General features: G+C 39.2%; 6 protein-coding genes and 1 pseudogene. 5 read left to right on the top strand and 2 right to left on the bottom strand.

Annotated features, from left to right (window positions below; all coding sequences use genetic code 11):
* The 5 genes and pseudogenes from ACM0OS_RS20300 to ACM0OS_RS20280 form a co-directional block, all read left to right on the top strand.
* Nucleotides 1-191, top strand: a pseudogene (locus tag ACM0OS_RS20300) (hypothetical protein); the annotation flags it as partial.
* A 113-nt stretch (nucleotides 192-304) separates the two neighbouring features.
* The gene (locus tag ACM0OS_RS20295) at nucleotides 305-2062 is read left to right on the top strand and encodes a type IV secretory system conjugative DNA transfer family protein (protein WP_414545007.1); all 1758 of its coding nucleotides are present in this window, start codon (nucleotides 305-307) and stop codon (nucleotides 2060-2062) included.
* The gene (locus ACM0OS_RS20290; RefSeq protein ID WP_414545005.1) at nucleotides 2059-2532 is read left to right on the top strand and encodes a hypothetical protein; all 474 of its coding nucleotides are present in this window, start codon (nucleotides 2059-2061) and stop codon (nucleotides 2530-2532) included. Before ACM0OS_RS20295 ends, ACM0OS_RS20290 begins: the two co-directional genes overlap by 4 nt.
* A 228-nt stretch (nucleotides 2533-2760) precedes the next feature.
* Nucleotides 2761-5598 carry a DUF3854 domain-containing protein gene (locus ACM0OS_RS20285; RefSeq protein ID WP_414545004.1) on the top strand — a complete coding sequence of 946 codons (2838 nt, stop codon included), beginning with the start codon at nucleotides 2761-2763 and terminating at the stop codon, nucleotides 5596-5598.
* The gene (locus ACM0OS_RS20280) at nucleotides 5591-6406 is read left to right on the top strand and encodes a hypothetical protein (RefSeq protein ID WP_414545003.1); all 816 of its coding nucleotides are present in this window, start codon (nucleotides 5591-5593) and stop codon (nucleotides 6404-6406) included. Before ACM0OS_RS20285 ends, ACM0OS_RS20280 begins: the two co-directional genes overlap by 8 nt.
* On the opposite strand, the gene ACM0OS_RS20275 is transcribed toward ACM0OS_RS20280, so the two are convergent.
* Together ACM0OS_RS20275 and ACM0OS_RS20270 are read right to left on the bottom strand one after the other, a co-directional pair.
* Nucleotides 6403-6636, bottom strand: coding sequence for a hypothetical protein (locus ACM0OS_RS20275; protein WP_414545002.1), 234 nt, complete (start codon nucleotides 6634-6636; stop codon nucleotides 6403-6405). The genes ACM0OS_RS20280 and ACM0OS_RS20275 overlap by 4 nt on opposite strands.
* Entirely contained in the window at nucleotides 6608-7369 is a 762-nt protein-coding gene (locus ACM0OS_RS20270) for a sensor histidine kinase (RefSeq protein ID WP_414545001.1), read from the bottom strand. The genes ACM0OS_RS20275 and ACM0OS_RS20270 overlap by 29 nt, the downstream gene beginning before the upstream one ends.
* Between the last annotated feature and the right edge of the window lie 190 nt (nucleotides 7370-7559).

The following is a 7559-nucleotide window of genomic DNA, read 5'->3' as shown; positions in this document are numbered from 1 at the left end:
CTCAGTCAGACTCCTGGTATACAAGCGGTTCAAGACTTTTCTGCACCACTAAGGCGATGTTCTTCAGAATGTGCAAGCGAATAGCTTTTGTGCGTACTTGTTCTCCTTACTTCATTGGTCCTGTTCCTTTTATTAATTATCGGGAGAAAGACCCCATCATTTTTGGTAATCCTCCGTCAATTGTTAATTAATCCTCTAAGAAAAAGGCAAAGACACTTATTATTGCCTTTTTCTCTATCTTTTCATGTTGAATTTTAAATGCGCGAATTTATTGATTGTGAGCAAAATTTTTCACACAGAACTAATGATTGGGCAACTTCCTAATCCCATATCCATCCAAATTGAGCAATTACAAAACCCACAGCACAACATTGGTCGATACACACATCACTTATTTACCCCCAGTGGACTAGCTTTACTATCGATGTTGGGTGCTTATTTGCTTATGCAATTCTTCTTTGGAGATGATAACAAGAAAAAACTTGCTTCTGGCTATTGGGGTGGAGCTAAGGAAATTGCCCAAGCTAAGAAAAAGGCATCAAAGCAAATTCTCTCCCCCAAATGTGACAGTACTGCTTTATTTATTGGTAAGCATAAATTTCCCAAAACTAAGAAAGAGCAGGGCAGTGGTGGAACGCCTTTTTATGTTCCCGATGTTCAACGAGGTACAGCAGTCATTGGCGCTCCCGGTAGCGGCAAAACCTTCAGTGCCATTAACCCCATGATTTACTCCGCTATTGACCAAGGATTCCCTATCCTGGCTTACGACTTCAAATATCCGTCACAAGCTAAAATTGCTGCTTACGCTAAGAAGATGGGGTACGATGTTCACATTTTCGCCCCTGGCTTTTGTGAATCTGAAGTCTGTAATCCCCTTGATTTTTTACGCGACAGTAGTGATGCAGAAACGGCTCGTCAAATTGCTACTGTAATTAATAAAAACTTTCGCATCCTCAGCAACAGCAATGAAGATGGTTTCTTTGGCCCTGCCGGTGATCAGCTGACGCAAGCTATCTTGATGCTCACTAAAGAGTTTGGCAGCAGTGCTGATGTGATGACCGCAGCTGCCATCCTTTCCAGTGAACAAATGGTGCAAAGGCTGATGGCAGCACCTCTCAATCCTTGGATTAAGATGGCTTTCGGTCAATTGTTTGGTTCCGCCGCTAGTGAAAAAACAGTCGCTGGCATCGTGGCCACTGCCAGTATCATGTTCACCCGCTTCATGGCGAAAAACACATTGGGCTGCTTTGTTGGTAAAACTACCTTGCCCTTAGAAATCAAAGGCAAGCAGATGATTATCTTTGGACTGGACAGAGAACGCCGTGATGCTGTCGCGCCTTTGATGTGTTCAGTTCTACACATGACCATCGCCCGAAATATCGCCAAAAAACGCCAAGACCCTTTGATAGTTGCATTAGACGAGTTGCCCTCCATTTACTTGCCTGACTTATTCAAATGGCTTAACGAATCTCGAAGTGAGGGCTTTTGCGGCATTTTGGGCTGGCAGAATATGGGTCAGCTTGAAAAGAATTATGGCAAAGAAGTTGCTAAAACTATTCTTGGTGCTTGCGGTACAAAATTCGTTTTTAACCCCGGTGAACACGATTCTGCACAATTATTTTCCAGCTTTTTAGGGGATGAAGAAATCAAGTACAAACACAAAAGCCGTTCCACTGGGAGCGGCAAGACTAACACTACTACCAGCGACCAGGAGAAGACTAAGAAACTCTTTGAATCCGCCCAATTTCTCAAACTCCCCGCAGGTAAATGTATTTTCATTAATCCTGCATATTCCAATCAAAAAGAGGGGTCTGTTCCCTTACTGAGAAGTATTAAAATTCCTCAAGCTGTTATTAAAATTGACGACTATAACCAACGAGAATGGGGAAAACTTATTAGTTTACTGGCACGGAAAAGTACTCAAAAAATCCCTACACTACAAGATTTAGATTTGCGGATTCAATTGGTAGATATGAAATTTCCTATCCCTCAAGGTGCTGTAGACCCTAAAGCAGCTTCCACTCTTAGTCACAATGAATATACAGCTATTGTCAACAAATGAAAATCAAAATTCAAGAAACTGCAACCTCTAATTTTATCTTTGAAGAAATTCTCCTCAAAAGACGATTATTCAGTAACCTTGTAGATTTTAATGCGTCTATTCCTCAAATCACCTATCAATTTCAACGACGCTCTCAAGCTAGTCCCATCAAAAAGCCTTTCATCAAAGTCAACATTAAATTTATCAATGTTATCCCTTTAACTGTACTAGAGTATCAACAAATACTCACCGAGTATCTTACACAAATTGGCTGGGATGATTTGCAATATATTGGCTTTATTAATTTTGATTTAGAACAGCCCAATGTAGAAGTTGATATTATTTTTAATCGAGTTATCAGCAGAAGAAAAGTCATCTCTCTACAATGTTTGGGGGCTAATTACAAGCAGTATCAAATCTTGCATGAGTGTTTTCAAAAGCTTTTAGAATTAGGATGTAATACAAATTCAAAATTCAAAATTCAAAATTAAAACTTCAAAAACGAATCTCTTGGAATGTGTGAATATATGCGCCCATGAATTACCATAAAGCCCTGGCAGGAATTGTTGTGCTTACCGTGTAGCGTATCTATTAGAAAAACATTGGAGTTGGTACGCTCAAATTGCTTAATAGTAGACAAAGAGACACACTATGGCTTTACAAAAAGACTATTCTTATTCTTTAATTTTGCATTTTGAATTTTGAATTTTGAATTGATTATGTTTGACCAACGCGCTCTACAACTAGTTTCTTCTTACGTTGCCGCAGAAGAAGCCTTTGCCAAAAATTTTCCCAAAGTCTGCAAAGAACTCATCGTTTTGATGGCAGCGATCGCCGAACGATTAGATTATGAATGGCACAAAAGAGCCAAAATTGAACTAGGCAAGGAATCTTATGTTCTTTCTCCAGATGGCGATGGCGGATGGAAGTGGGAGAAGGCAGATTTAACTGAAGAATATGACGACGTGGAATGCGACCTTTGGAATAGTGACACTCCCATGCTTCCACCCACTACTGCCCCAAAACTACTGATTGGTTCTTCCGAACAGGAGGAACAAACTGTGGACAAAGTTGTAATTTCTCCCCCAGATCACATTGATGAACAACACTGGCAAGAATTAGTGGAGAGCAGCGCCATTCATCCAGATATTGCTAGCCGAAACTTCCGCAGCCTGCATACAGATCCCATTGAGCAGGCAAATGAAGCTTGGGAATATGTCATGTATTCCGATAAAATCTCCCGGCGAAACGACGGACGGCTCAGGGATGGTGATTTAAACAGATATCAACACTTAGAACAAGGCGGCTGGTGGTGTAGTTCGGGCGTTGACCCCCGTTCATTTGCTGATTTACAACCAGGGGATAAGCCTGACAACAAACTTTGGGGATGTTTTAAACCTAATGAACCCAGAGTAAAACGTGATGAGCATGATCAGATAATTGAAGGGAAATTCATCAAGTATGAACATCCACCCAAAACTGACCTGAGTATTTTCCTGTTGGATGTCCCGGATGATGTTGCTGGGCGCATCTATGACAAAGCAGGAGTACAACCAACCGAAAGCGATCGCCAATCTGGTTTTTGGTACTGCGTTTGGAAGCATAATGTCCCAGTCACCATCACCGAAGGAGCGAAAAAAGCCGCTAGTTTTTTAAGCCAGGGTCATGCAGCCATTGGACTACCGGGAATTTACGCTGGGTATCGCAGTCGAGATGAGCAGGGGTACGACATTCCACCAAAGTTGCATCCTGAATTGGCTGTTTTCGCTACTAAAGATCGTGAGATTACATTCTGCTTTGATTACGAAACCCGACCGAAAACAGTCCGAAACATCGAGATTTCCACATTACGCACCGCCGGACTTCTGGAAGAACAAGGTGCTAAAGTCAACGTCATTCGCCTACCAGGGCCAGACAAAGGCGTAGATGATTTTATTGTTAACAATGGCTCTGAAGAATTTGAGACTTTAGTTGAGCAAGCCGAATCTTTGGAAGAATGGCACAAACACAATCAGAAAATCTGGGATGTTAAGCCTATCAAGAAAAAGTTGAAGCCAGAAGAGATTAATAACATCACTAACAAGTTGGTAAATAATTCTCCTGGTGACCCTGAACCTGATGATTTTCGCTTAACTATTTTTCTGAAAGATGGCACTGAAAGAAAACTTTATGAACAAAAAGATGGCACTGTCTCAACCAACGTTATCCGTGAAAATCTCACTGATGAAGAAATTCTCTCCTTGGGTGCTAAACCCCGCACACCATCTCAATCAGAAACTATTAGTAGTGAAATTATTCCTGTAGAATCTACCCATGTTTCTCCTGACAGAAACTCTCCTCAAGTTAATGAAGAACCTATACAACATTGGGCAAAACAAAGGGATGTCGCAATTTTAAAAAATACTATCCCTAGACGACAGGTGGAGGCTACTGAAAATAAATTTATTGCTCTAGCTGCTCAAGCACTACTCACTAATTATGGTATCAAACATGATGATGGTAGTTTAATTTATAGAAGTGACGCTTTTACTATTAGAAAATATCGTGAACTTTATAGTATCCACAGAGCTAATGATGAAAAAGCTACTTATTTTCTTGAACCTCTCATGCAGTTTCATGTCCTTCCTAAAAATCAAGTTGATATCCTTCTTCAACCCAAGAAGATGCTCTCTGTAGAACGTCAAGAGTTTTTATTGGTTGCCGATTACCTGACTCATGGAAAAAAACTGCCATCACTGGATTGCGATACTAGAGAATTAGCCAACAGTCTCAGTTCTCTTGCTCCCAAAGGCACACAAGATAGTTTAAACAGTATTCGTGATGGGGAAATCATCAAAATCATGCACACTGTCTTAAGTAAAGCCCAATCTGATCAGGTAGAAATTGATAATTACCACATTAAATCTCAACGTGATTCCAGTGCAGGTAAGGTATATTTGCGCTTATTTAAACTTGAGGATAATGGTAAATCCACAGAAAAGATTAGATTTGAATTAACCCGCACTCCTACTAGTGTATCTAATCAACTCAAAATCATGACTCTTGATGAGTTTGACTTAGCTCAACTCAAATTTATTGCTAAACAACTTAATATTGAAACTCACAATCAACAACACAATTCCTCTGCTTCTTCTACAAACTCACCTGAGTCTACAAATCATCACAAAACATCTGCTAACTCACCTTCTCAACCCACTTCATCGTCTGATATTCTGCTTCCACTTCATCCTGAATTAGCCACCGCCTGGCACAAATTAGAAGAATCTGTTGGCTGGTCTAGCTCTGCTAATCAGGGTAATGAGCAGTTTCGTGAAAAACTCCAGCAGCAACACAAATTGACTGTTGGTGAACAGCGCGAACTTTACTTCAAAATCCTTGTCCAAACCAAGGATGAACAGATGCAACTTGGTCGCACTGACATCATTTTACCCAACCTCAGCGTGATCACTAATGACCTCCTATCGCTGCGGCGCGAATCCATCAATTCCACTTATACTCCTATTCAAAAGCGATCTCTTGACGTAAAACAACATAATAATCAAGTTGAATATGAATAACTCAGTCATCGAAAAAATCAATTCTATCAACTCTGGTAGCATTTCTAACAATATGATGGCTTACAAGCTGTCATTGATTATGCAGCAAGCCAAAGACCAACCTGTACTAGCAGAAGATAACCAAACTTCCCATGAACATCAGCAACAAGAACTGACGAAACTTCTATCCAAATCTAACCCTGCTCACAATATTGAGGACTTCAGACGCAAGCTTAAAGATAAATATTATTCTGAATATCTCACTAAATTTGAATCTAAAATCAACGCTCAGTCGCCACAAGAACAAGACGCATCAACACGAATTGAAAGGCTGATTGCCGAGAAGAAGTCACAATTCTTGCCCATACAGCAGTCTAAACTTGAATCTTTATTTGAACAACCTGAACAACCGCCCACCCCAAGCACAGCTACTCCAGAAATTTCATCTACTCAATATACTCACTCTCCTGAAAAAGATAAAACTGCCAAAAAATTTCTTATCCCTACAATCATGGGCATTATTGTTGCCCAAGGTCAAACTGCCGATGATGACAAATCTCGTATCTATGAAGGGGTTAAATACAGATTACAATTATTGATTAAAGAGGGTATGCAATTTCTCAGTATTCATCGCCAAGATAAAAATCCTGAAAAAGCCTTTAGTGCTTATAAAGATGGTAATAATGAATTTAGAATTTTAGAAAACAATCTTACTACTCAAGAAACTCAGGACTTGATCCAATTACATAGACAAGAACTTGAATCCTTTCATCAACCAGTCCGAGAGAATCATCCTCGTCATGATCATGAACCGGAATTAGGCGATTAGAAATATCCTAGAAACAGACCTCCCGCAAATCCCACAAATAATAATGGTCGCTTTACCCCTTTTTCAATTCTAGAAAATGGGGAAATTATTACTGCCATCACTATATAAAATAAAGCTTGTGCTATATCTTCATCAAATTTAATAATTGCAGCAATGAACAAACTAATAAATATTGCAATCTCAACTATCGTTTCAATTTTGTTAAGAAATTTCACGTTGTTTGCATTCATTTCTAAAGCCTTCTTGTTTCCTCCAAATTTTATCATTAAGACCGTAGGTTAGTTGATCAGTATAAGGGAATATAATTCTAAATTTAGTTCCTTTTCCCACTTTTGAATCTACGATAATTTGCAGACCGTGGGATTTCGCCACCATCATCGCCACGTACAGTCCTAATCCACATCCCCGCGATTTTTTATGCAATCGGTAGTACGGTAAAAATATTTTTGGTAATTCCTTTGGTTCAATCCCCCTCCCAGTATCCTCAATTTCAACTACCAAATTATCCCCTTCGTTCACCAGTCGGATATATACTTCTCCCGTTTCAGTATATTTGATGGCATTTTGTATCACATTAGATAGCATTCTCTCTATACAAATTACATCTGCTATCACTTCAGCACCATGAACTAATGGTGTTTGAGCTTCTAGGTGCAGATTCAGCGAACTACATTTGGCTAACGCTGAATACTCAAAATGTAGTCGGGCTAAAACCTGTAACAAATCTAAGCTTCTCACCGCAGATGGATTAATACTTACGATATCGCTCTTATTCTCGCTTTCTACTAAGCGACTCACTCTATTATTCGTCTGCAATATGGCTTCTAAAAATGGCTTGATTTCTTCTAGCGTATTGCCATATTTACCCTTCATTACTTGCTCTAAAATTATTCTTACTCCTGTTACTGGATTTAGAATATCATGCAAGAAAGTAGATGACACAAGCAGCATTTTGTTAGTCATAAACTGTCTTTCGACATCATTATACATTGATTTTATTATAACAAATGCTTAGATTAAAATGTTAGAATATAGAGTTTTACATTTTTTAATTCAAAATTCAAAATAGAGCCTCCGGCACGCTACCGCGAACAAAATTTAAGAAATAATTTTTAATTGTTTAATTAAGGATACAAGCCCCTAAATTTATTTA

The sequence above is a fragment of the Nostoc sp. CCY0012 genome (assembly GCF_963920855.1).
GTDB lineage: Bacteria > Cyanobacteriota > Cyanobacteriia > Cyanobacteriales > Nostocaceae > Cyanocohniella.
Note: the sequence above shows the minus strand (reverse complement) of the source record. Positions and strands in the feature narration are given on the sequence as shown.

Coding starts and splice junctions, on each gene's coding strand:
- ACM0OS_RS20275 (WP_414545002.1), bottom strand. CDS start 6,636: ATGAATGCAAACAACGTGAAATTTCTTAACAAAATTGAAACGATAGTT.
- ACM0OS_RS20290 (WP_414545005.1), top strand. CDS start 2,059: ATGAAAATCAAAATTCAAGAAACTGCAACCTCTAATTTTATCTTTGAA.
- ACM0OS_RS20295 (WP_414545007.1), top strand. CDS start 305: ATGATTGGGCAACTTCCTAATCCCATATCCATCCAAATTGAGCAATTA.
- ACM0OS_RS20280 (WP_414545003.1), top strand. CDS start 5,591: ATGAATAACTCAGTCATCGAAAAAATCAATTCTATCAACTCTGGTAGC.
- ACM0OS_RS20285 (WP_414545004.1), top strand. CDS start 2,761: ATGTTTGACCAACGCGCTCTACAACTAGTTTCTTCTTACGTTGCCGCA.
- ACM0OS_RS20270 (WP_414545001.1), bottom strand. CDS start 7,369: ATGACTAACAAAATGCTGCTTGTGTCATCTACTTTCTTGCATGATATT.